Source organism: Paenibacillus sp. FSL W8-1187 (assembly GCF_037965485.1).
GTDB classification, from domain to species: domain Bacteria; phylum Bacillota; class Bacilli; order Paenibacillales; family Paenibacillaceae; genus Paenibacillus_O; species Paenibacillus_O pasadenensis.
This window is the reverse complement of the sequence record NZ_CP150181.1, coordinates 2,602,900-2,627,298: the sequence shown is the minus strand read 5'-3', so window position 1 is coordinate 2,627,298 and position 24,399 is coordinate 2,602,900. Positions and strand designations below refer to the sequence as shown.

The 24,399-nt window shown below is 64.7% G+C and carries 16 protein-coding genes; 1 reads left to right on the top strand and 15 read right to left on the bottom strand.

The window, feature by feature from the left end:
* Positions 1-9: 9 nt before the first annotated feature.
* The 5 genes from parE to purT form a co-directional block, all read right to left on the bottom strand.
* On the bottom strand, positions 10-1,989 hold the full coding sequence (parE, locus tag NYE40_RS11335) for a DNA topoisomerase IV subunit B (RefSeq protein WP_028599681.1): 1,980 nt from the start codon (positions 1,987-1,989) through the stop codon (positions 10-12).
* Positions 1,990-2,041: 52 nt separating this feature from the next.
* Positions 2,042-3,028 carry an ABC transporter permease gene (locus NYE40_RS11330; protein WP_101809090.1) on the bottom strand — a complete coding sequence of 329 codons (987 nt, stop codon included), beginning with the start codon at positions 3,026-3,028 and terminating at the stop codon, positions 2,042-2,044.
* A complete protein-coding gene (locus NYE40_RS11325) occupies positions 3,025-4,062 on the bottom strand; it encodes an ABC transporter ATP-binding protein (protein WP_028599683.1) in 1,038 nt (345 codons plus the stop codon). Before NYE40_RS11325 ends, NYE40_RS11330 begins: the two co-directional genes overlap by 4 nt.
* A 56-nt stretch (positions 4,063-4,118) precedes the next feature.
* On the bottom strand, positions 4,119-4,940 hold the full coding sequence (locus NYE40_RS11320; protein ID WP_180968498.1) for a GDSL-type esterase/lipase family protein: 822 nt from the start codon (positions 4,938-4,940) through the stop codon (positions 4,119-4,121).
* A gap of 282 nt (positions 4,941-5,222) precedes the next feature.
* Positions 5,223-6,407: a formate-dependent phosphoribosylglycinamide formyltransferase gene (purT, locus tag NYE40_RS11315; protein ID WP_028599685.1), complete on the bottom strand. Its 1,185-nt coding sequence runs from the start codon at positions 6,405-6,407 to the stop codon at positions 5,223-5,225.
* Between the two features lie 126 nt (positions 6,408-6,533).
* On the opposite strand from purT, the gene NYE40_RS11310 reads away from it, so the two are divergent.
* Complete coding sequence (locus tag NYE40_RS11310) at positions 6,534-6,857, top strand: metalloregulator ArsR/SmtB family transcription factor (protein WP_028599686.1); 324 nt, start codon at positions 6,534-6,536, stop codon at positions 6,855-6,857.
* A 170-nt stretch (positions 6,858-7,027) separates the two neighbouring features.
* On the opposite strand, the gene NYE40_RS11305 is transcribed toward NYE40_RS11310, so the two are convergent.
* The 10 genes from NYE40_RS11305 to leuC all read right to left on the bottom strand — a co-directional run bounded on the left by NYE40_RS11305 (position 7,028) and on the right by leuC (position 24,357).
* The gene (locus NYE40_RS11305) at positions 7,028-8,839 is read right to left on the bottom strand and encodes an ABC transporter ATP-binding protein (RefSeq protein WP_028599687.1); all 1,812 of its coding nucleotides are present in this window, start codon (positions 8,837-8,839) and stop codon (positions 7,028-7,030) included.
* Between the two features lie 53 nt (positions 8,840-8,892).
* Positions 8,893-10,668, bottom strand: a complete 1,776-nt coding sequence (locus NYE40_RS11300) for an ABC transporter ATP-binding protein (protein WP_339279932.1) — start codon at positions 10,666-10,668, stop codon at positions 8,893-8,895.
* 389 nt (positions 10,669-11,057) lie between these two features.
* Positions 11,058-14,759, bottom strand: coding sequence for a dynamin family protein (locus NYE40_RS11295; protein ID WP_339279930.1), 3,702 nt, complete (start codon positions 14,757-14,759; stop codon positions 11,058-11,060).
* Between the two features lie 143 nt (positions 14,760-14,902).
* Complete coding sequence (locus NYE40_RS11290; protein WP_028599689.1) at positions 14,903-15,184, bottom strand: hypothetical protein; 282 nt, start codon at positions 15,182-15,184, stop codon at positions 14,903-14,905.
* Between the two features lie 17 nt (positions 15,185-15,201).
* On the bottom strand, positions 15,202-15,909 hold the full coding sequence (gene nth / locus NYE40_RS11285) for an endonuclease III (protein ID WP_153783501.1): 708 nt from the start codon (positions 15,907-15,909) through the stop codon (positions 15,202-15,204).
* Positions 15,910-16,040: 131 nt separating this feature from the next.
* On the bottom strand, positions 16,041-18,746 hold the full coding sequence (locus NYE40_RS11280) for an S-layer homology domain-containing protein (protein ID WP_084137422.1): 2,706 nt from the start codon (positions 18,744-18,746) through the stop codon (positions 16,041-16,043).
* Between the two features lie 42 nt (positions 18,747-18,788).
* Positions 18,789-19,424, bottom strand: a complete 636-nt coding sequence (locus tag NYE40_RS11275) for a GerMN domain-containing protein (RefSeq protein ID WP_043111586.1) — start codon at positions 19,422-19,424, stop codon at positions 18,789-18,791.
* Between the two features lie 15 nt (positions 19,425-19,439).
* Complete coding sequence (locus NYE40_RS11270) at positions 19,440-20,894, bottom strand: N-acetylmuramoyl-L-alanine amidase (RefSeq protein WP_052333416.1); 1,455 nt, start codon at positions 20,892-20,894, stop codon at positions 19,440-19,442.
* 1,391 nt (positions 20,895-22,285) lie between these two features.
* Positions 22,286-22,885, bottom strand: coding sequence for a 3-isopropylmalate dehydratase small subunit (gene leuD, locus NYE40_RS11265; RefSeq protein ID WP_028599694.1), 600 nt, complete (start codon positions 22,883-22,885; stop codon positions 22,286-22,288).
* A gap of 50 nt (positions 22,886-22,935) precedes the next feature.
* Positions 22,936-24,357 (bottom strand): 3-isopropylmalate dehydratase large subunit, encoded by a 1,422-nt coding sequence (leuC, locus tag NYE40_RS11260; protein ID WP_101809085.1) that lies wholly within the window; start codon positions 24,355-24,357, stop codon positions 22,936-22,938.
* Between the last annotated feature and the right edge of the window lie 42 nt (positions 24,358-24,399).

Sequence of the window (24,399 nt, the reverse complement as noted above, 5' to 3'; positions counted from 1 at the left end):
CCCGTCCCCCTATTCCTCGTATTCGGTGAAGTCGACATTGTCGATGATCCAGCGCTTGCGCGGATCGACCTTGTCGCCCATGAGCGTCGATACCCGCCGCTCCGCCTTGGCCGCATCGTCGATCTGCACCCGCAGGAGCGTTCGGGACTCGGGATTCATCGTCGTTTCCCAGAGCTGGTCCGGGTTCATCTCGCCGAGGCCCTTGTAGCGCTGCAGCTCGAAGCCCTTGCCCATCTCCTTGCCGTAGTTCTGCAGCTGCTCATCGGTCCAGGCGTAGCGCACCGTCTGCAGCTTGCCCGTCTTGCGGGACATCTTGTAGAGCGGCGGCTGCGCGATGTAGATCCTTCCCGAGTCGATGAGCGGCTTCATGTACCGGTAGAAGAACGTCAGCAGCAGCACCTGGATGTGCGCGCCGTCCGTATCCGCGTCGGTCATGATGATGATCTTGCTGTAGTTGCACTCGTCCGCCTCGAACTCCGGCCCGACGCCCGCGCCGATCGCGGCGATGATCGCCTTGTACTCGTCGTTCTTGAGGATGTCGCCCAGCCGCGCCTTCTCCGGATTCATCGGCTTTCCCTTCAGCGGCAGGATCGCCTGATACTTGGAGTCGCGGCCTTGCTTGGCGGAGCCGCCGGCAGAGTCGCCCTCGACGATGAACAGCTCGTTGCGCGAGGCGTCCTTGGACTGCGCCGGCGTCAGCTTGCCGCCGAGGTTGGACGACTCGCTGCGCTTCTTTCCGCTGCGGATCTCCTCGCGCGCCTTGCGCGCGGCCTCGCGCGCCCGGGACGCCTGGATCGCCTTTTTGAGCAGCATCTGGCCGACCTGCGGATTCTCCTCCAGGAACACGGCCATCTTGTCCGCGACGACGGCGTCGACGGCGCTGCGGGCGGAGCTGCTGCCGAGCTGGTCCTTCGTCTGCCCGACGAACTCGACCTCCGCCATCTTGATGTTGATGACGCACATCATGCCTTCGCGCAGGTCTCCGCCTTCAAGGTTCTTTTCCTTTTCCTTGAGCAGGCCGGCGCGCCGGGCATAATCGTTGAGCACCCGCGTGTAGGCTGTCTTGAAGCCGGTCTCATGCGTGCCGCCGCCCCGCGTCGGGATCGAGTTGACGAAGCTCACGATCGTCTCCGTATAGCCGTCGTTGTACTGCAGGGCGACCTCGACCTCGATGTCGTCCTTGTCCGCCGCGAAGCGGACCGCCTCATGCAGCACCGACTTCTCCTCGTTGAGGAACTCGACGAACTGCTTCGCTCCGCCCTCGTAGTGGAAGACGTTCTCATGCCCGCTGCGGTCGTCGCGGATCGTCACCTTGAGCCCGGAGTTCAGGAAGGCGATCTCCTGCAGCCGGTCGCTCAGCGTATCGAAGCTCAGCGAGGTGTTGCCGTGAAAGACGCGCGCATCCGGCTTGAACGTCACCTTGGTGCCGGTCTGGCGCGTATTGCCGACGATCTCGAGGCCGGTCGTCGGCTCGCCGACATGCTCCTTGCCCTGGCTGTCGACCCAGTATTCGAACCTCTGCTTATGTATCTTGCCCTCGCGGAAAATCTCCACCTCGAGCCATTCCGACAGCGCGTTCGTCACCGAAGCGCCGACGCCGTGCAGCCCGCCTGACTTCTTGTAGCCTCCGCCGCCGAACTTGCCCCCCGCGTGCAGGATCGTGAATACGACCTGCGGCGTCGGGATGCCGCTTTTGTGCATGCCGGTCGGGATGCCCCGCCCGTTGTCGTGTACGGTCACCGATCCGTTTTTGTGCAGCGTGACGGCGATCTCCGTGCAGAACTTGGCCAGATGCTCGTCCACGGCGTTGTCGACGATTTCCCACACGAGATGGTGCAGGCCCGAGCTCGTCGTGCTGCCGATGTACATGCCGGGGCGCTTGCGCACCGCGGTCAGGCCCTCGAGAATCTGGATATCGTCCGCCTCGTAGGAAGGGCCCTTCGCCGTATTTGCCGATTCGGTTGCGTAAAGGTCCAGTTGTTCGGCCATACGCGTCCCCCTTTTCTGTTCCTTGCTGTCCGTGCGAATAACTCACGCTATTTTAATTCAAGATGTCCTGTTTCGTAAAGACGCCATACGAGACGACGAGCGCCGCAGCGGCCCAGATGCCAAGCACGGCCAGGGAAAATCCGATGTCCATGCCCGCGATCGGCGGCGGCGTGCCTTCGAGATAGTCGGTCAGGTCGATGTTCACGGAGAAGATGTATTTGGCGGCCTCCCAGGAGGAAGCCATGCCGGCCAGGATGCTGCCGGAGATGACCGCCGCCATCATCGTGACGATGCTCGCCGCCGTGCTGCGCACGAGCACCGACACCATCGTCGACAGGATGGCGATCGTCATGCAGCTGATCCAGATGAGGCCGCTCTGCATGAGCATGTACGCCCATTGCGGCACGGCATGCACGCCGGTCGCGTCGATCGCGGAGCCGTCGATGACAAAGCCGGTGAACACCGGCATCGTCCATCCCCCGTAGCCGAAGAGGAGGCCGGATATGAGATAGCATACCGCGCCGGTCGCGAGGATAGCCAGCGAAACGTAGAGCGTCAAGGCGATCAGCTTGCTCGTCAGGATTTTCCAGCGCCGCACCGGACGGGTCAGCAGCATCTTGATCGTGCCCCCGGTGCGCTCTCCCGATACGAGATCGGACGAAAGCGCGAGGATGAGCAGCGGGAAAAACATCGAGACGGAGCTCGCCATGAACTGACGGGTGAACGTAGCCGCGTCCGGGCTGTTCGGATTGATGTCATGATCCAGGTAATATTGCAGCTGCTGCACTTTGATGCGGTCGTACTTTTTCCACTCCTCCGGCATGCGGTCGCTCGCCAGCGTGTTCTGCAGGTCGGTGATCTGCTGCTGGATCTGGTTGCGCCAGTCCTTGAAGTTGGCGGCGTTCGTCTGGGACACCCGGAGCTGGGCGTAGGTGAACAGCGGCACGAGCACCAGCAGGATTAGAAGGATAACATAGAACCGCTTCTTTTTCCAAATTTTCAGCGTCTCGTTCTGAACGAGCGGAAGCATCCCCTTCACTCGGCCTCCACCTCCGTCAGCCTCAGGAAAAGCTCCTCGAGCGTCGGCGCGACGCGCTGCACCGCTTCGATGCCGATGCCCCGCCGCACGAGCAGCTCCACGACATCCGGCAGCGCTTCTTCATCCACGCTCGTCACGATCGCTCCGGGCAGATGAGCGAGCGCGCCCTCGTCCAGCCGATGCTCGCCGTCGCCGAACAGCTGGACGGACGGCTGGTCCGCGAGCAGCGCCCGCGCCTCCTCCTGGCGGTCGGTCTGCCACAGCACGAAGCTGGACGCCTGGCCGACAAGCTCGTCCACCCGGCCGACCGCCAGCACCCGGCCTTCGTTGATGATCGCGACGCGGTCGCACATGAGCTGGATTTCGCTCAGCAGGTGGCTGGAGATGAACAGGCTCAGCCCGGTTGCCGACAGCATGCGGATGAATTCGCGCAGCTCCTTGATGCCCTTCGGATCGAGCCCGTTCGTCGGCTCGTCGAGGATGAGCAGCTTCGGCCGTCCGAGCAGCGCCTGCGCGATGCCGAGCCGCTGCCTCATGCCGAGCGAGTAGTCGCGGACCTTGTCATGGATGCGCTCGTCCAGGCGCACGATCGAGACGACCTCGCGGATGCGGTCCTCCCCGATGCCCGGCTGCATGCGCGCGAACTGCTCGAGGTTTTCCCAGCCGGTAAGGTAAGGGTACATTTCCGGATTCTCGACGATGCAGCCGACCTCGGCCAGCGCCTTCTCCGGATCGCGGGCGAGATGATGTCCGCCGATGAGGATCTCGCCCTCGGTCGGCTTGATCAGATCGACCAGCATCCGGATCGTCGTCGTCTTGCCCGAGCCGTTCGGCCCGAGGAAGCCGAAGATCTCGCCGGGATGCACTTGGAACCCGACCTCGTGGATGATCCATTTCCGGCGGATTCTTTTTTTCAGGCCGCGCACGTCCAGCACGGGCTCGCCGGCGGCGACGCCCGCCTTCGAAGCGGCATCCTGCGCAGCCGCGGACGGCCTGGACTTTGGCCGTCGGCGAACGGGGTAATCAATCGTCATGCAGGTCCTCTCCTTTTGTCTCTAGCTCGTCTGCCAAGACAGCGGCGACGCGTCCGTCAGGTCAGCGCCTGCACGATGCGCTGCGCGATGCGGACGTAGCCGTCCTGATTCGGGTGGAAATGATCGGACGCCATGTAGGCGGCCGAGCGCTGCTCGAACAGATCCATGACGGGAACGAGCACCGCATGCTCGTCCTTGGCCAGGATGCGGTACGCCTCGTCGTTCCAGCGCTGGACGGCCGCGCTGCCGTCGCGCAGCTCCGCGATGTCGTAGAACGGATTGTACAGCCCGGCGTAGACGAGCGTCGCCTCCGGGTTGATCGCGCGGATCCGCTCGACGATGCTTTTGAGCGACGCGGCCGCGGCCGGAATCTGCGCCTCGATCTCGTCGAGCGGAATGTCGCTCGAGCTCCCGTTCTCTCTCGCTTCGAGGACAGGACGGAACAAGTCGTTGCCGCCGATCGTCAGCAGGATCAGGTTCGCCTGGCGAATCGGGTTGTCGAGGCCCCGGTCCTCGGCGAGCATCTTGTCGAGCTCCGCCGCCGTCAAGCCGCTGATCGCCAGATTGTTGATCTGCTGCACCGGCTTGCCGGTCGCAGCCTTCAGCTGCTCCAGCACCGGCTTCACATAGCCGCGGCCGCTGTTGTCCCCGACTCCTTTGGTCAAGGAATCGCCGAGCGCCGTCACGAGGATCTCGTCCGCCTGCTGGTATTGTCCGCCGGCCTGAGCCTCCTCCGGAGCCTGGCGCGCCGCCTGCTGCACGGAAGGCGTGACGATCAGCATGTCGCGCATGGCGAAGGCGAATCCTCCTGCGAGGAGCAGCGTCGAGGCGAGGGACGCCGTGCCTACGACCCGCCATAATGTGCCGGATGACTTCATCTTATTTCGGCTCCCCTTGCTCGGAATTTGAATTGTGAACATTTGGTATAGCATCATCTACTAAAAATAAGGCTTGCGACAAGTTTTTGCAAATCATGCGGGACGAAAGGACTAGGGCGCGCTCGTCCCCCGCACCGCAAAGCTGCCCGCCGGCGTTCGCGCCCGCTTCTGCCGCCCGATTTTTTTGGACTGCAGCGTCCCGAGCGGACGGCAGCGTCAGACGGAAAGGAGGCGAAAGCGCATAGGTCCATGAAAAAAGCAGGCCTCGTCGGCCTGCTCTTCCTATCCGTCATATCTGATCGTCAAGCACTCCGCTGCCTGGCGAGCCGCGTCGCGCGCGCTCTCGGCATCCGTCCCCGACGCAAGGGCGACGGCCATGCGGCGTCCCTTGCGCGTCTCCGGCTTGCCGAATACGCGCACCTGCGCGCTCGGCACCGCGAGCGCCTGCTCCAGCCCTTCGACCGCGAACGAGCGGCTGTCGCGCGTCGCCTTGAGCGTGCGGCTCGCGCCCGGCGACAGCAGCCGCACGCCAGGGATCGGCAGGCCGAGGATCGCGCGCACGTGGAGCGCGAACTCCGACAGATCCTGCGTCGCCATCGTCACCATCCCCGTATCATGCGGCCGCGGCGACACCTCGCTGAACAGGACGCCGTCCTCGGTCAGGAACAGCTCGACACCGTACAAGCCCCAGCCGCCAAGCGCTTCGGTAATCGCCAGCGCGATCCGTTCGGCCTCGCGCAGCTGCGCCTCGCTCATCGCATGCGGCTGCCACGACTCGATATAGTCGCCGTCCTGCTGCACATGTCCGATCGGCGCGCAGAACGCCGTGCCCGAGACGGAGCGGACCGTCAGCAGCGTGATCTCGGATTCGAAGCGGACGAAGCCTTCGACGATGACGCGCTTCTTTTTGGCGCGGCCGCCCTCCATCGCATAGTTCCAGCAGCTCTCGATCTCCGCCTCGGAGCGGCAGACGCTCTGGCCCTTGCCCGAGGAGCTCATGATCGGCTTGATGACGCACGGCAGTCCGAGCTCCAGCACGGCCGCCCTCATCTCCTCGAGCGAGTCCGCGAAGCGGTAGGAGGCGGTCGGCAGGCGCAGCGTCTCCGCCGCCAGGCGCCGGATGCCTTCGCGGTCCATCGTCAGCCGCGCGGCTCGCGCCGTCGGCACGACCTTGTAGCCCTCCTGCTCCAGCTCGACGAGCGTGCCGGTGGCGATCGCCTCGATCTCCGGCACGATCAGATCCGGCTTCTCCCGCAGGATCAGCTCCCGCAGCCGCTCCGGGTCGAGCATGTCGACCACATGCGAGCGATGCGCCACCTGCATCGCGGGCGCGTCCGCATAGCGGTCGACGGCGACCGTCTCCACGCCGAGCCGCTGCGCCTCGATGACCACTTCCTTGCCCAGCTCTCCAGAGCCCAGCAGCAGCATCTTGCGCGCCCCTTGGGTCAGCGGCGGTCCATACGACATTTCAGTTCCCCCTGTTCCAATTTCCGGTACATGATCCCTATCATTTTGGACGCTCTCTATCGAAAAATCAAGCGAACAGAGTCGTTTTCCTTGACAGCTATATTCCACTGAACGTATATTTTAGGCATGAAATCGATCCTTCACGCGCTGGCCGAGCCGAATCGGCTGCGGATCGTCGAGCTGCTCCGCTCCGGTCCGCTCACAGTCGGAGAAATCGCCGAACGGCTGTCCTTCAACCAGCCGCAGACGTCCAAGCATCTCAAGGTGCTGAGCGAGGCCGGCGTGCTGCTTGTCGAAGCCTCGGCCAACCGCCGCATCTACCGGCTCTCGCCAAAACCGTTCCAGGAGCTGGAGGCATGGGCTTCCTCCTTCCGCCGCGACTGGGAGGAGCGCATGGACCGCCTGGACGGGTACCTGCAGCGGCTGCAGCAGGACGGCACGGAGCGCTGACGGCGCAAGGCTCGGCCTTGCGGCCCGAGCCTCGCTTGCGCGGCCGCTGCAGACAGACTTTCAGGCCGCCCGCAGAAGGCCCCTTCCGCAAAAAAAAGCTGACCCGCATGTCCGGACTTGGACAGGCGGAGTCAGCTTTTTTGGAGCCGGCCTTGGCTTGCCGGCAAGCGTCAGGCGCTGAGGAAGCGGTACTGCGCCTCGATGAGGCCGTAGTACGTGCCGCCATGCCGCATGAGCTCGTCATGGCTGCCCTGCTCGACGATGCGGCCGTGGTCGAGCACGACGATGTTGTCGCAGTGGCGGATCGTCGACAGGCGATGCGCGATGATGAACGACGTGCGTCCGGCCAGCAGCGTCTTGAGCGCCTCCTGGATCTTGAGCTCCGTCTCGGTGTCGATGCTCGCCGTCGCCTCGTCGAGGATGAGGATCGCCGGATCCGCGAGCAGCGCGCGGGCGAAGCTCAGCAGCTGCCGCTGTCCCATCGACAGGACGTTGCCGCGCTCCTGCACCTCGGTGTCGTAGCCGTCGGGCAGCGTGACGATGAACTCATGCGCGTTGACCGCGCGGGCGGCCATCTCGACCTCCTCGTCCGTCGCGTTCAGACGCCCGAAGCGGATGTTGTCGCGGATCGTGCCGGAGAAGATGAACGTATCCTGCAGCACGATGCCGACCTGCGAGCGCAGGCTGTCGATCGTCACGTCGCGGATGTCCTGGCCGTCGATGCGGACCGCTCCCTCTACGGGATCGTAGAACCGGCAGAGCAGGTTGATGATCGTGCTCTTGCCGGAGCCGGTATGGCCGACGAGCGCCACCGACTGGCCGGCCTTCACCTCGAGCGAGATGCCCTTGAGGGCGGGACGGTTCTTCTCGTACTCGAAGACGATGCTGTCGAACGACACGTCGCCCTTGATGCCGGTCAGCATGCGCGCGCGGCCGCTTTCCTTAACGGTCGGCTCCTCGTCGATGAACTCGAAGATCCGCTCCGAGCTGGCCATCGCGACGAGCAGCTGGTTGTACATCTGGCCGAGCCGGTTGATCGGATCCCAGAAGTTGCCGATGTAGTTGGCGAAGCCGACGAGCAGGCCGACGGTGATGACGTTCGTCTGGAGCAGATGCGAGCCGTACCAGAACAGGATGAGCGTGCCGATCGCCGCCGTCACCTCGATGATCGGGCCGAACGTCTGGTTGAGCACCGAGGCGCGGTCCCAGCTTTTTTTGTTGATCGTGTTCATATGGTCGAAGAACTTGTAGTTCTCCTTCTCCTGCACGTACGCCTGCGTCACCTTCATCCCCTGGATCGCCTCGTTGAGATGGGAGTTGATGCGCGACTGCTTGATGCGCACGTCCTGCCAGGCGAAGCGGATGCGCTTGCGGAGAGCGCCGGAGACGATGAACATGAGCGGCACCGTCACCATGACGGCGATCCCGAGCTGGAAGTTCCAGATGAGCAGGATCGCGGCGATGCCGACGAGCTGGATGCAGTCCATGAGCAGGTTGACGACGCCGTTCGTGAACAGGTCCTGCAGCGAGTTGACGTCATTGGTGACGCGCACGAGCACGGAGCCCGCCGGCCGCTTGTCGAAGAAGCGGAAGCTGAGCTTCTGGATATGCTCGAACAGCTGCTGCCGCAGGTCGTAGATGACCTTTTGGCCGATGATGTTCGTGTACTTGATGCGGATCGTGTTGGCGGCCCACTGGATGACGTACAGGCCGAGCATGATGCCGCCGTAGGCGAGCAGCAGGCTCTTGTCGCCGCCGTCCTTGTCGATCGCCTCGTCGATCGCGAGGATGATGACGGCCGGCGCGGCGAGCCGCGTCAGCGTGCCGAGCAGCATCATGAGCACCATCGGCACGAGCTGCTTGCGGTAAGGCTTCATATAGGAAAGCAGGCGCAGGACCTGCTTCCAGTTGAACGGCTTCTCGATGACCTCGTCATCGGTATACTTGAAGCGCTGGCGCTGAGCCTGCGCCGCCTCCTGCATGGAGGCGTCCAGGCCGGATGCGGGCGCGGCCGGCCCTTTTGCGCTGCTAGCCATCAGGCGGTCCCTCCTTTGCCCAGCGCGGGCTCGTCGTCCTGCTGCGGACGGTCGGCGTACTGGATGTTGTAGACTTCGCGGTACGGTCCGCTCTGGCGGACGAGCGCCGCATGCTTGCCGCGCTGCACGATGCGGCCCTTGTCGAGCACGAGAATCTCGTCGGCGTCCTTGAGCGAGCTGATCCGGTGGGCGATGATGAACGTCGTCCGTCCCTTCATCAGCTCCTTGAAGCCGGCCTGGATCTCATGCTCCGTCTCCATGTCGACCGCGCTCGTCGCGTCGTCGAGCACGAGGATATGCGGATTGCGGATCAAGGCGCGGGCGATCGCGATGCGCTGCTTCTGGCCGCCGGAGAGGCCCATGCCGCGCTCGCCGACGAGCGTGTCGTAGCCGAGCGGCAGCTCCATGATGAAGTCATGCGCCTTGGCCAGCTTGGCCGCGCGCTCGATCTGCTCCATCGTCGCGTCCTTGTCGGCGTAGGCGATGTTGTCGCGGATCGAGGCGGAGAACAGGAACGTCTCCTGGAACACGGTCGCGATCTGGCTGCGCAGGCTCTGGACGTCGAGCTGGCGGATGTCGAGGCCGTCGATGGTGATTTTGCCCTGCTTGACGTTGTAGGCGTGCATGAGCAGCTGGATGATCGTGCTCTTGCCGGAGCCGGTGCCGCCGAGCAGGCCGATGACGGTGCCCGGAGGGGCGTCGAAGCTGATGTCCGTCACCGCCGGCTCCTTGTCCGCGTAATTGAACGTGACGTTCTCGAAGCGGACATGACCCTTGACATGCTGCTTGTCGAGCACGACCGCGTCGGGCACGCTCTTCACATGCACGTACTGGTTCAGCAGCTCCAGCACCCGCTCGCCGGACGCCTTGGACTGCGTGTAGTTGTTGATATGGAAGCCGATGCCCCACATCGGTCCGATGATGTACCAGATGAGGCTGAAAAACGCGACCAGCTCGCCGAGCGTCAGATGCTGGTCGATGACGCGCAAGCCGCCGCAGATGAGCAGGATGACGACGCTTACGTTGGCCAGCAGCTCCATGAGCGGGAAGTACCGGGCCCAGATCGTCGCCGCGCCGACCTGGTTCGTCTGGTATTCCGCGCTGCGCGCCGAGAATTTCTCGACCTCGTGGGACTCGCGCGCGAACGACTTGACCGTGCGCACGCCGGTGATGTTCTCCTGGACGGCCGTCGTCATGTGGCTGAGCGCCTGGCGCATCTCGCGGAACGCCGGATGGATGTTCTTCTCGAAGCGCACGGCGGTGAAGGCGAGCAGCGGAATCGCCACCAGCGTGACGAGCGTCAGCTGCCAGTCCATGGTCAGCATCATGACGCCGCCGAACAGGATCATGAGGAACACGTTGAGCACCTGCGCGAAGCCGAAGCCGATGAACTGGCGGATCGCCTCCAGGTCCGCGGTCAGGCGGCTCATCAGATCGCCCGTCTTGGCGGTGTCGTAGTACGGATAGCTCAGCTCCTGCAGCTTGGCGTAGCTGGCGTTCCGCAGCCGGTAGGCGACGCGGTTGCCGAGCCGTCCGCCGAAATATCCGCTCAGGAAGTTCATGAAGCCCTTCAGCGAAACGACGCAGACGACGGCCAGCGACAGCAACGGCACCGGCTCCCAGTTCTGCGGCTTGACGACGTCATCGATCAGGTACCGCAGCAGGTTCGGATAGACCAGTCCGAGCGCGGTTGCAGCGGCCAGGCAGAGGATGGATGCGAAGATGAACTTGCGCTCCACCCAGTAGTAAGGCTTGAGTTGCCTGAAAACCTCCAAGTGTGCTCTCTCCCCCGTTAGTTAGGTTTAACTGCGATTTCAGTGCTGACATGGACGTATGTTATCAGCATCCCGCAGGAGCGGCAAACGCCTTTTGCGGCCATATTCAGCACTCTGCTCCGCTAAAAGGGAAGATAAGGCACGTAAGGGGGATCATTCTCTTTTTCCTCAACGAATCGTCACGTTTACGACACATTTGCGCGTTTTTATCCGTTTCGGCTGGAAATGCGAAAAAAACTTTTAACGCTCGCCGATTTCCGCTACCGCCGGCACGCTCCGCAAGCAGCAAAAAAGGATGCCCCTCGGCCGCTATCAGCGGCGCGGAGGGACATCCTTTTTGTCGCGCGGAATCGCGCCTGCGGGCAGCGCCGCTCGGGTAGGCAGGGGGATCAGCCCGCCTCGCCGAGCAGCTCCTGAAGCTGCCGCTCCAGCGCGCGCAGCGAGTCGAGGCTGCCGCCGTCCCGCATCGAGCCGATGCGGCCGTCCAGCTCCCGCTGGAACGAGAGGCCCAGCGCGTCGGCCGCCGCGGCGAGCCCGGCTTCGAGGGCGGTCCGGTAATGGGCGAGCCAGTCCGCCGCCGCATGATCCATCCACGCCCGGATTTCCGGAGCGATTGTCTCCTCCAGCTCCTCCCGCAGCGCTTTTTTGCCCTCTCCCTCGAAGAAGGAGCGCGGGCTGCGGAACAGGCTGTACAGCCGCTTCGCCTGCACGCCGGCGGACTGCCATGGCGCCGGCTCCGGCGGAGCGGCGAACGCAGCCGCTTCCCAAGGCGCCGGCTGGAAGCCCGGCAGCAGCTCGGCCAGCCTCGCGGCCGCCGCTTCGGCGCGGACGCGGATAAGCGCGCCGGAGGCCGTTTCGAGCCGCAGCGTCGTCGCCAGCAGCTCCTGGCTCAGCTCCAGCTGAAGCAGCCGCTGCAGCTCGAGCCATGACGTCCAGACGGCCCGCCGCAGGTCGCGTCCGTCGTCCTGCAGGCTCGACGGGTTGAAGGCATAGTTGAAGAAGTCGCCGAAGCCGTAGCGGATCCGCTGCTGGATGTAGTGGAACAGCTCCTGCAGCTCCTTCTCCAGCTCGGCGGCAGGCGGCGCCTCGGCGATGACGGCAGCGGCGTCCGCCCCGGCGGCGCGCAGCCCCTCGAGACGGGCGCGCTCATGCCGCCGCGTATCAGCGTCGCCTTCGGCCGCTTCGATCCAGCCGCGGATCGTATGCGCGGCACGCTCGAGCTCGCCGTCCGCCGCCTGCACGGCCAGCCGGCCGAGCTCGCCGCGCGTGAAGTCGAGGAAGCTTTGCTCGAACGCCGGGATGCCCGACGCCGCGAGCGCCGCCTCGTCGCCGTGCTTCCCTTTCAGCCCGAGCAGGCTCGATACCGGGAACAGCCGCGGGAAGCGGATGCCGTGCTGCAGCAGATTCGATTCGACATGCTTCAGCACGTCTCCCAGCTCCTCCGGCGAGGCCGCCAGGTCGGCGGCATTGACGAGGAAGAACATCTTGTCGAGCTCGAACTGGTCCTTCACCCGCCCCAGCTGCATGAGGAATTGCCGGTCCGCCTGCGAGAACGCATGGTTGTAATAGGTGACGAACAGAATCGCGTCGGCGTTCTTGATGTAGTTGAAGGCGACTCCGGTATGGCGGGCGTTCACCGAATCCGCGCCAGGCGTATCGACGAGCACGATGCCCTGGTCGGTCAGCGGCGAGCTGTAGAACAGCTCGATCTCGCGCACGAAGCAGGAGCGGCTTTCCTCCGCGACGTAGCGGCGGTAGTCCTCCTCGCCGACGCGCAGCACCTCGCCGAGCTGCGGCGACAGCTCGCTCCAGCCGGCCGCCGCCGCCTTGAGGAAGCTGTAATGCGGCCGCCCGGCGGCATGGATGCCGTCCGGACGCAGCGCGGCGATCCGCTTCAGCAGCTCCGCCTCGGCGGCGCCGGAGGCGTCCTCGCCGAGCAGCGACAGCGAAAAGCGCAGATCGTCCAGCATCGCCTCGCGGGCTTTCATGCTGACGCGGGCCGTGCCGTGAGGCTGCTCCTCCGTCGGCGCAAGGATGCGGTTGATCGCCGCCGTTGTCGGATTCGGCGACACGGGCAGCGCCCGCTCGCCGATGAGCGCGTTGGCGAGCGACGACTTGCCCGCGCTGAACGCGCCGAACAGCGCGATCGTGAAGCGGCTCGCGCCGAGGCGCTCGGCGCGGGCGCGCATCGCCGCGGCCGCAGCGGCCAGCGCCGGCTCCGGCGCGAGCAGCTCCGCCGCGGCGCGCAGGCGCGCGGCGGCCGCGCGCTGCGGCGCGAGCGCGCCTGCGGCGGCTTCGCCTGCGGCAGCGCCAGCGCGGCGAGCGCCTGCGGCAGCCGGCGCAGGCGCGGCTTCGCCGGCGAGCGCCGGCTCCGGCGCTGCCGGAGCGCTGCCGGCCGCGCCTGCGGCTGCGGCGGCGCGCGCTTGCGGCGCCGGCAGCGCCGGGCGCGCCGGCTCCGCCGGCAGCAGCGCCAGCGCGCGCGCCTCGCGCTGCGCGGCCGCCTCGCCGAGCGCGGCGAGGCCCGCGAGCGCCGCGGCTTGGCCGCCGAGCGCGGCCAGCTCGGCGCGCGCCGCTGCGGCGGCAGCGGCATAGCGCGGCCGCGCGGCCGTCGCGAGCGCCGCCGCCGCCTCAAAGGCGCCGCGCTTCAGCTGCGCCTTGATCTGCGCGGCGGCGTCGCGGCAGTACACGATCGTGTACTCGCCGCCGAACACCGCGCCGCTGCTGACGCGCTCCGCCAGCCAGGCGGCGTCCGGCCGCCAGGCGAGCGCCGCCTCGAGTCCGCTTTCCCACGACTGCCGCTCCGGCCCCTGCAGCCCCTCGCGGTCCGCCGCCTTGCGCAGCAGGTCGGCCAGATGCCAGGCGGCCTCCGCCTGCACCTGCCGGCCGAGCTCCTCCTCGAACGCCGCCGCGCGCCGCTCCTGCTCGGCCGCCGTCTTGGAGGCGGCGAACAGCAGGCCCGTCTTGAAGCCCGGCTTGCGGCTCTCCAAAAACGACGCGGCGATGTCCCGGGTCGCGGCCGGCATCAGGTTGGCGTTGTCGAGAATTTTGCCGATCTCCGCCTGCAGCGACGCTTCCAGCGCCTGCGGTCCGGACTCGGCGCCGCCTGCGGCCTGCTCCAGCTCCCGCATCGCCGCCTGCAGTCCGGCCCGTTCCTCCTCCGGCCCGGCCTCGAGCTCCAGCCGCTCCCGCTGGGGCTCCTCCGCTTCGAGCCGATGCTTCAGCCAGCTGCGGGCGAGATGGCGGAGCGAGGCGTGCACGCTCCCGACGGCCAGCTCCGAGCGCAGCCCCTCCAGCTCGCCAAGCAGCTTCTTGAGCTCCTCGAACTGGCTCTGCGGATGCTCCGGCTCGCGCAAGGACAGGTAGAGCGTGCCGGCCGGCTCCAGATGCCAGCTGCGGAACGCCTCCTCCACGCTGCGCTTGTACTCCGCGAACGGCAGCTCCTCCTCGCGATGCTTGTCGATCTGGTTGACGATCAGATAAAGCGGCTTGCCCCAGTCCTTGAGCCCTTTGGCGAACTCGAAGTTGATCTCCGACTGGACATGATTGTAGTCCATCACGTAAAAGACGACATCCGCCAGATGCAGCGCCGACTCCGTCGCCATCCGGTGGGCGTCGTCCGTCGAGTCGATGCCCGGCGTGTCGAGCAGCGTCGTCTGCCGGCCGAAGCCGCTCGCCGGATAGGTCAGGTCGACGCTGCGGAAAACCTCTCCGTTTTTGCAATAGTCCTCCAGCCGCAGCGGATCGGCCTCGATCGTCCGCTCTTCCCCGTCCACGACCGCGTGGATGACCGCCCTCGCCGGTTCCCCCGACGCGATCGTCACGACGTTGGCGCTGGTCGGAATCGGACTCGACGGCAGCAGCCGCACGCCGCACAGCGCATTGACGAGCGTCGACTTGCCAGCCGAGAAATGGCCGCAAAACGCTACCGACAGCCGGCCGGCCTCCAGCTTCTCCTCCAGCTGGCGGGCTCTTCCCGCCAGCTCCTTCTCGCCTTGCTCGGCAAGCAGGACGGCCAGCCGCTCCGCCGAATAGCCGAGCCGCTCCGCCTCCTCCTGTCCGCTGGACATCGTTGCTGTTTCCCCTTGAGCCATGTCGCCATTCTCCTCTCCGCTTCGCCCGCCGGATCTCTCTGATCAAAAAGGTCAAAAAAGCGCAAAACAGCCGTCCCCGGGCGGCAGGGACGGCTGATGCTGCAATCGAATCGCCTTGCTCTGCGGCAGGCGCCGGCGCCGGTTTAAACGGCCGGCGCCTCCTCATCCTCATCCGTCGGGATGCAGATCTCGAACACATTGCCGTGCTGCAGGATCGTGATGCCGCGCTGCTTCTCGCGCATGACGACGACCTCCGGCTTCTGGCGCATGCGCTCCAGGTATTGGGCCGGCAGATCGCCGGAGCCGCTTACCGTAACGCCTTCGACGACGAGATCCTCGTTTTCTCCCGGAGGAGCTTCCATCACCTGCTCGTAAATATCGGAGAACAGACCGAAGTCATTCGTGAATACGCTGATGCATTTCATTGTTCATCATCCTTCGCTTAAAGGTTGGAAGCCTCGCGCCTGGCGGCGGCTCCCTTCTTGGATCTAGGTTTGGCGGCGGGGACCGCCTTCATGCGCCGCTGGCCTTCCTTGCACAGCCCGATGAGCGGACAGACGTCGCATTTGGGCTGCTGGGCCTTGCAGTGGTAGCGCCCGAAAAAGATGAAGCGATGATGGGTCAGCGTCCATTCATCCCGGGGAACGCGGCGCATCAGCTTCTTTTCGACCTCGAGCACGGAATCGTCCGGCTTCGCCAGCCCGAGCCGCTTGGACACCCGCTCCACATGCGTATCCACCGCGATCGCCGGGACGCCGAACGCGTTGCTGACGACGACGTTGGCCGTCTTGCGCCCGACGCCGGGCAGCTCCGTCAGCTCCTCATGCGTGCGCGGGACGTCGCCGTCATGCCGATCCAGCAGGATCCGGCACAGCTTCTGGATGTTCGCGGCCTTCGTGCGGAACAGGCCGATGCGGCGGATGTCCTGCTCGAGCTCGGCCAGCTCGACCTGCAGGTAATCCTCCGGCGAACGGTACTTCCGGAACAGATCCGCCGTCACGCGGTTCACCGTCTCGTCCGTGCACTGCGCGGACAGCAGCACCGCGATCGTCAGCTCGAACGCGTTTCCGTGGTTCAGCTCGCAATGCGCGTCCGGAAACAGCTCGGCCATCGTGTCGAGAATGAACCGGATTTTATCGGAAGCTTTCATTGGAACGCTCTCTCCCTAGTTGCACTATCGTTCAAAGTGTACCGAATCTGCCCGTCCGGCGCAACCGAAAAAGGCTGTCCGCGCAAAAAAAGAAGCGCCTCGCGGCGCTTTGTTGCGAAAATCTTCGTTTTTCAGCCTTTGACGACCTCCAGCAGCTTGCCTCCAAACACGTACAGCGTGACGGCATCGCCATCGGTCAGCGAAGCGATCGCGATCGCTTGCCCGTTCCAGCTGGCCGCCGCGCCCTCGGCGAGCGTGAAGCGATAGCTGTTGTCGGTAAGCGAGCTGCGCTTCACGAGCAGCTGGCCGTTCTCCATTTTCCAGAACGTCTTCTTGACGCCGGCGTTCGCTTCGATGACGACGGCTCCATCGGCGTTTTTGCGCGTCTCCACGCGGTCGCCGACAGCCAGCGTCGACACGCTGCCGCTCGCCGCTCCGTTCTTGACGATGCTGTAGCCGCTGCCGAGCTCGATCGTGCGCGCCGAGCCGCCGTACTCCTGCACGGTGACAGAGCTGGCACCGATCTGCGTGACGACGCCGTAGCGGACCGTCACGAGCGTCAGCGACGATGGCGTCTGACCCGCATAAGTGACGTTCACCGTAGCTCCCGCCGCAAGCGAGGCGAACGGAACGGTCGCGCCGTCGTCGCCGCGCAGCGGCAGGCTGCCCGCGCTGAGGGCGATGCCGCTGCCGGAAGCCGGCTGCAGGCCGAGGATCTTGTTGGCCGCATCGACCGACGAGATTTTGTACTGCACGCCCTGATGGACGCGCAGGCTCGTCGCCTTGGCCTGATTCGTATCGAGGCCGGCCGTCACGCGCATTCCGACCTTGACGTCGGCAATCGTCGCGCCGCTCTTGCCGTACCAATCGACGGAGAGCGCGTCGAACGGCAGCGTCGCCGACGTGCCGTCGTCAAGCGACAGCGCCAGCGTCTTGGTCGCCGTATTGAGCAAGCCGATCGTGCCCGTGTATTGATACACGAAGCGGATCAGCACGGCGTCGCTGCCGGAATAGCCGACCGTCACGCGCTGGCCCTGGCGCAGCATGCCCGCCGCCGTCGACAGCGGCACGTTCGTGCCGTTCAGCTCGACCCGCGTCTTGTCGGTCACCTGGAGCGCCGCGAGCTTGCCGTTCGTGCCCTTGACGGTGAGAGCCTTCTGCTCGGCGCTGTAGCTGAGCACCTCGGCTCCGGTCAGCGTCGTCAGCGAGCGGTTCTTGACCGTGATCGAGGTGATCTTGCCGGCGGCGTCGAGCGCGAGCTCCAGCTGGTCGTCCTTGTACAGGTCGCCGAGCACCGGCTGCTCGATGCCGGGTATCGTCAACGTCACGTTGTCCGCAAGCTTGCTCGTCTGGGCTTTTCCGGCAACCTCGTAAATCAGGTACTCTCCCGTATAGGCGCTGAACGTGCCGCTCGCGCTCCGCACCGTCGTATCCGTCACCTTCACCGACACGACCTGGCTGTCCTTGACGGAATAGCTGACCGTATCGCCCGCCTTCAGTCCGGCAAGGCCGCCCTCCAGCGCGCGGCCGTCCCAGCCGAGCACGACGAGTCCCGCCGCTGCCGGCCACGTCTCGTCGGCGCCGGACGCCGTCTTGACCGTCAACATGCCGTTCGCCGAGGCGGCGACGGTGCCGGCGCCTTCCTTGGTCACCGGAGCCGACTTGACGACGATCTCGAGCGCGCCCGGCTTGTCGCGGAACGTATCCGTCTTGACGATGACCTGGCTGTCCGTCTTGAGATCGGCGAGCTCCAGCTTCGCGCCCTCCTGCGACTTGATCGCAAGCGACGAGTCGTAGGAAACGCCGATCATGTTCTGTCCATCCCAGAGCCATACCGTATTCTGGCCGGGAGCGATCTGCTTGATCGTGCCCTCGGTCGACTTCACCTGCTGCTCCGTGTCGGTCTGCTCCACATAAAGCGCGTCCGTGCCTCCGCCGAGCACCTGCACATGCGTGTACAGCTGCAGCTCGGAGCCGGACTTCAGCGCCGTCTCGCTGTCGAAGCGGTAGAAGCGGACATCCGCGGCGAGGTTGAACGTGCGGAAGCCTTCATCGGTATAGACGGTAGCCGTCGTGCCGCTGAGCGCCGTGAGCACGCCCTCCGTCTCGCCCGGGTAAGAGACCGGCGCGAGCGTCTGCGCGCGGCTGAACAGCGTCGCCGCCGAAGCCCGGTTGACGGCGGAGACCGGATCGAACTTCTCCGCCGTCACGCCTTTGACGAGTCCGAGCGAGACGCCTGCATTGACATACCCGGCATAACCCGCGCCGATGGAGGCGGCGTCCTGGAAGCCGGAGCTTTTGGAGGCCAGCTCCTGAGCGAGCTGCTGCTTGCCTGCGGCGCGCACGATCAGCTTCGTGATCCATTCGCGCGATGCGGCGGAAGCGCCCCATTCCTGCTTCGGCTGCGATTCGGCCAGCTTGAACTCCTCTTCCTGGCTGAGCAGGCCCAGCTTCATTGCCAGCACGACGTACGGCTTGTAGTAGTTGTTCACTTGGAACGTATCGGGGAAGACGACGGCCTGCGAGGCGTCGATCTCCTTTTCCTTGCCCATGAAGCGGAGCGCCATGACGACGGCTTCCTGGCGGCTCACCGACGCCGAAGGGCGGAATTGCCCTTGGTTGCCGACGATGATGCCCTGCAGGGCCAGCTTCATGATGCTGCGCTCCGCCCAATGTCCGGCTTTGACGTCGGCGAAGAAGGATCCGGCCGCTGCGGCCGCTGTCGTCCCCCCGGACACGGAAGAAGCCGCTGCATGAGCAGCGGCAGGTCCTCCAGCCAGGAGGGAGAGGGCGATCATGCCCGTGGCGAAACGATAGGCTTTTGTACTTAATGGCATCTGTTCCGGCTCTCCCCTATGAATGGAATGAAATAGATCTGGTTATCGGCGGCCTTCGTACGAAGCGCGCTTGATCGGATGCTCCAGCTCGACGTGGCCCATCAGGCTCTCGACCGCCTCGCCGTCCACCGTCACGTCGAGCGACTCGATTTCGGGAAACTGGAACGCCGTGCGCGCCAGCGAGTCGATGGCAAGCTGCTCGCCCGACCCGCCCAAGCGCGCATCGTCCGGCAAGGTCAAGTCGACCTGCGCCGCCCCGTCCTTGAGCTGCACGGAACGGAACTCCACGCCTTGCCATAAGGACAGATAGCCGTCGCGGTCCGCTCCGGCCAGCGCCTCGAGCGCGGCAGCGAGCTTGTCGGCATCGCTCTTGTAAGAAATTTCAGCATCGAATGCCTTGAGCTCCAGCAGCTCCGAATCGGTTTGATAAATCTGGATCGTCGCCTTTTGCAGCTGCGCCTCCGCTCCGCTCCCGGCGGAAGCTCCGTCGCCGGAGCCTTCGGCCGTCTGCGGCGACGGCGACAAGGAAGGAGCCGCCGTCGCGGCAGGAGACGGAGACGGCGATGGGCTGGACGCTCCCGCCCCGCCCTCCGGCGCTTTGGCGCCGCAGCCTGCAAGCGCGGCCGTAACGGCGGCGGCGGCCAGCAGCGCCGCCAGCTTGAATCTAGGCTGCTTCATGGCTCTGTCGCCTCCTTACAGCTTTAAATATTCCTTGATTCCTGCCACGAGCGCTTGCGCGATCTCGTTCTGCTTCTTCTCGTCGAACAGGATCGCTTCGTCCTTGGCGTTCGTGAGGAAGCCGGATTCCGTCAGCACCGCCGGCATCGTCGTTTGCTTGATGACGACAAAGCCCGCCGTCTGCACCTTGCGGTCCGGAAGTCCGGTCGCGCCGAGCAGATGCTTCTGGATGATGTCAGCGAGCGTCTTGCTGTCCGCCCGATTATAGAAGGTTTCGGTCCCCGAAGCCGAGGAGCCTTTGAGCGCGTTCGCGTGAATCGAGATGAACACGTCCGCTTTGAGCCTGTTGGCGATTGCCGCCCGCTCTTCCAGAGCGATGAAGGTATCGTCCGAGCGCGTCAGGATCGGCTCGATGCGAGCCTCCTTCTTGAGCAGCTCGTTCACCTTGAGGGCGATGGCCAGGTTGTACGCCTTCTCCGTCTTGCCGCTGATGCCGATCGCGCCCGGATCGTGGGCGCCGTGTCCGGCGTCGATGACGACCTTGAAGATCTTGTCGCCCGACGGCGTCGTCGGAATTGGAGGCACCGGCTCGGTCGAGCCGAGGACGCTCAGCTGCACGAGGCCCTCGGACTTGGTGAGCGTATACTGCGCCGCCGCCGTCAGATCCCATACGATCCGGACCGTCGAAGGCTTGTCCGAATAATGGGAGAAGCGAATCTTGCTCACCAGAGGGTTGTCCGTGACGATCTCGCCCATCTTGGCCGTCGTCGCCGTGAAGCCCGGGGCGAAGGCGTCCGCGAACGCCGATGCCGGAATGTCCAGCACGAGCCGGTCCGGTCCGGTCAGCACCTGCGGCTCGCCTACCGTCGCGATGCCTTGGTAGGCGATGCTCGTCGTGCCGATGCCGTCGTACTGGATGGAGGTGACGAGCGCCTGCGCGTCGGACGGCACCGTGCCGCCGCCATTGCCGCCGCCCGGCTCCGTGCCGCCCTGGCCGGGATCCGGCTGGCTGCCGGTTCCGCCTGTTCCGGGCTGGCTTCCGCCGCCGTCCGTGCCCGGGTTTTCGGGCTCCTGCACGGCCGGCTGGAACAGATACACCGACTTGGCAGGCGCGTCGTAGTACACCTCCAAGCCCATGTTCTCGCTCACGAAGCGCAGCGGCACCATCGTCGTGCTGGCCGCTCCGCTGCCGACAATTTTCGCCGGCGTCGGCAGAGCGACCTTCGAGCCGTTGACGACGGCGGACTTGCTGCCGACGACGAGCTCGATGAGGCTGTCTCCGTTATGTATGACTGCCTTTTTTGCCGCCTTGTCCCACGTCACGTCAAAGCCCATCCCCTCGGCTACCGTGCGGATCGGAATGAACGTCGTGCTCTGGTCGATCCGGGGCGCCGATGCCGACTGAAGCTCCAGGCCGTTCAGGAACAGCTTGGGAGCCTTGCTCGCCGCGGAAGTGGCCGAAGCGAACATGGTTAACGCTGCTACGAGAAACACCAGCATCAGAACTGCTTTTTTCATCATTCACCTCGAAAAACGGATTCACCCGCCTTGCCTGTCCGGCGGCAGTGGACGTTGGCAAAGTCAGGCAAAAGGTTAGACGCGAAGCGTCCCGAAAAGTTGCGAAAAAAAGGGAACCGTGGCAACTTTTTTGCGTATAGGCGAGGTTGCCGCTTCGCAGGCCGCGCCGCTCCGGCAAATGACCGCTCGACGAATGCTGACGCCGCGACAGATCGTCTTTGCTTCGCTGGCTGCAGATCGAGTTGCTCGGTTTTTCCGCACAACTCTAACAGTTCGCTCCTCTTCTGACCCAGTTACTCGGTTTTTCCGCGCAACTCCGACCGCTCGCTCCTCTTCTGACCCCAGTTACTCGGTTTTTCCGCACAACTCTGACCGTTCGCTCCTCTTCTGACCCAGTTACTCGGTTTTTCCGCGCAACTCCGACCGCTCGCTCCTCTTCGGACCCCAGTTACTCGGTTTTTCCGCGTAACTCCGACCGTCCGTTCCTCTTCGAACCCCAGTTACTCGGTTTTTCCGCGCAACTCCGACCGCTCGCTCCTCTTCTGACCCCAGTTACTCGGTTTTTCCGCTCAGTTCTCTCTGATCCGCCTCCCGCGCATACGAATAACTCGATTTTCTCGACTTAATGCCTCGGCTTCGTGCCTCCAACCACCCGCTAACTCGATTTTTTCGACTTAACGCCCCGGCTTCGTGCCTCCAACCACCCGCTAACTCGATTTTTTCGACTTAATGTCCCGGCTTCGTGCCTCCAACCACCCGCTAACTCGATTTTTTCGACTTAATGTCCCGGCTTCGTGCGAGCGGTGCGGACCTGTCCAAACCCGGTGAGACCGGCGTGGCGCGCATGGTAATCGTCTCCCAGGGATACGGGAGCGCATAAGGCCCCTGTCTTCGGTTTTACGGAGCGTGCAGGTCAATCAGCTCCCGGTGCGTAAGATTGTCGTTCCCGGTGACACGGGAGCGCTCAACCCTGCCGTCTCCCGAGAATGCGGGAGACGCGCCCCTCCCCCAAAAAAAGGGGGAGAGGCGAAGCTGATGGACAAGGCAGAGCGAAGCGAGACGATGCCTTTCGGAGAAGCGGCAGCGGTCCTCTTGGAAGACGGATGGCCTCCGCCTAGGAGGTCAAAAAATCAGGGCATCCGGCTTCCAGTGGAATCGGAGAAAGGCTCGGCTCGCGCAGCGGTTCGCCTGTCCATGGCCCGCTTTCCGGCTCACAGCCGAGAAAGGCTCGGCCCACGCAGCGGGCTTCTTGTCCATTAATCTGTCGGCTCACGGCCGCCCTCTCCCCCACGCCGAAAAATAAAAACCCGCCTGCGGACTCCGCAGACGGGCAAGCAAACTTTTTACGCGAAAGCGCCCTGACGACGCTCCTCATACGCGGAAATCTCATCCGCATGCTTCAGCGTCAGGCCGATGTCGTCCAGCCCTTGAAGCAGGAACTGGCGGCGATGCTCGTCGAGCTCGAACTCGATGCGCAGGCCGTGCGCGTCGGTCAGCAGCTTGTTTTCCAGATCGACGCTCAGCTCGTAGCCCTCATGCGCGGCGGTGCGCTGGAACAGGTCCTCGACCTGCTCCTCGCTCAGCTTGATCGGCAGGATGCCGTTCTTGAAGCAGTTGTTGTAGAAGATATCCGCATACGAAGGCGCGATGACGACCTTGTAGCCGTAGTCGAGAATCGCCCACGGCGCGTGCTCGCGGGAGGAGCCGCAGCCGAAGTTGGCGCGCGAGATCAGCACGGATGCGCCTTGATAGCGCGGCTTGTTGGGCTCGAAGTTCGGGTTGACGTTGCCCTCTTCGTCGAAGCGCCACTCGAAGAACAGGAATTGGCCGAAGCCGCTGCGCTCGATGCGCTTGAGGAACTGCTTGGGAATGATGGCGTCCGTATCGACGTTGACCCGGTCGACGGGGGCGACGATGCCCGTATGCTTCACGAATGGTTCCATGATCGGTGAAACTCCCCTCTGTATGAAACGGCCTGAGCCGCTGGTATTTATTAGTTCGCTACCGCTTGCTTGATCTTCCAGTCGCGCACGTCCGTGAAGCGGCCCTCGATCGCAGCCGCCGCGGCCATCGCCGGGGAGACGAGATGCGTGCGGCCGCCGCGGCCCTGACGTCCCTCGAAGTTGCGGTTGGACGTAGAGGCGCAGCGCTGGCCCGGCTGCAGCACGTCGGGGTTCATCGCGAGGCACATCGAGCAGCCCGCCTCGCGCCATTCGAAGCCAGCCTCGACGAACACCTTGTCGAGCCCTTCCTTCTCGGCCTGCATCTTGACGCGTCCGGAGCCCGGCACGACGATCGCGGTGACGCGGTCGCTCACCTTATAGCCGCGGGCGATCTCGGCGGCGGCGCGCAGGTCCTCGATGCGGCCGTTCGTGCAGGAGCCGATGAACACGTAGTCGATCGGAATCTCGGCCATCGGCGTGCCCGGCTTCAGATCCATGTATTCCAGCGCCTTCTCGGCCGCCTTGCGCTCGTTCTCCGTCGGCAGGTCGGACGGGTTCGGCACGGCAGCCGTAATGTCGGTGCCCATGCCGGGGCTCGTGCCCCAGGTCACTTGCGGAATCAGGCTGTCGACGTCGAACTCCAGCACGGTGTCGTACTCGGCACCCTCATCGGTCGTCAGCTGGCGCCATGCCTCGATCGCGGCGTCGAAGTCGGCTCCCTGCGGCGCGTACTCGCGGCCGCGCAGGTACTCGAACGTCGTCTCGTCCGGAGCGATCAGGCCGGCGCGCGCGCCGCCCTCGATGCTCATGTTGCAGACGGTCATGCGCTCCTCCATCGTGAGCGACGCGATCGACTCACCCGTGTACTCCAGCACGTAGCCGGTGGCGAAGTCGGTGCCGTACTTGGCGATCAGGCCGAGGATCATGTCCTTGGCGGTGACGCCGGGCTTGCGGCTGCCCTTGAAGCGGATCGCCATCGTCCGCGGCTTGGACTGCTGCAGGCACTGGGTGGCGAGCACATGCTCCACCTCGCTCGTGCCGATGCCGAACGCCAGCGCGCCGAACGCGCCGTGCGTGCTCGTGTGGCTGTCGCCGCAGACGATCGTCTTGCCCGGCCAGGTGAGGCCGATCTCAGGCCCCATGACGTGCACGACGCCCTGGTCGATGTTGTTGAGGTCGAACAGCTTGACGCCGAAGTCGGCGCAGTTCTGCGTGAGCGTGTCGACCTGCTGCTTGGAGATCGGGTCCTTGATGTTGAAGCGGTCCTTGGTCGGAACGTTGTGGTCCATCGTCGCGAACGTGCGGTCCGGGCGGCGGACCTGGCGGCCGGAGAGGCGCAGTCCCTCGAACGCCTGCGGCGACGTGACCTCGTGGACGAGATGCAGGTCGATGTAGAGGATGCTCGGCTTGCCCTCTTCCGCGTGGATGACGTGATTGTCCCAGATTTTTTCGAACATCGTGCGCTTTTTCATAAGTTATCACCCCGTATGAGTATCGGTGCCGTTTGTTGATCT